Annotated in this window: 1 protein-coding gene; it reads left to right on the top strand. The window is 73.8% G+C overall.

The window, feature by feature from the left end; translation table 11 throughout:
* The coding region (locus G3I65_RS01380; protein WP_375336659.1) for an alpha/beta hydrolase family protein at positions 1–416 on the top strand (416 nt) is incomplete at both ends.

Genomic DNA, 416 nt, shown 5'->3' on the forward strand with positions numbered 1-416 from the left:
GCTCGGCACCACCGGGCAGGCGAGCCAGGCGAGCGTCGACCTGCTGCGCCGCGTGTCCCCCGTGTCCGTGACCGGCAAGATCACCATCCCGACGCTGCTCGTGCAGGGCGAAAGCGACACGCTGTTCGGCCTCGACCAGTCCGACGCCAGCGCCCGGCAGATCACCGCGGCGGGCGGCAAGGTCAAGACCATCTGGTACACCGGCGGCCACGACGGCGGCAAGCCCGGCCCGCAGCTGCGCGCCAAGATCGGCGACTTCCTGTGGACCGCGGTGAACGGCGGCGACCCGGGCACCGGCTTCAGCTACGACGTCCAGGGCACGTTGCGCGCCAACGGGACGCCGTCGGTCCGCACGGTCAACGCCGCCGCCTACCCCGGCCTGACCGGCCCCGCGACCGAGCGGCGGCTGCTGGCCA

The sequence above is a fragment of the Amycolatopsis sp. SID8362 genome (assembly GCF_010550475.1).
In the GTDB taxonomy this organism is placed as follows: domain Bacteria; phylum Actinomycetota; class Actinomycetes; order Mycobacteriales; family Pseudonocardiaceae; genus Amycolatopsis; species Amycolatopsis eburnea.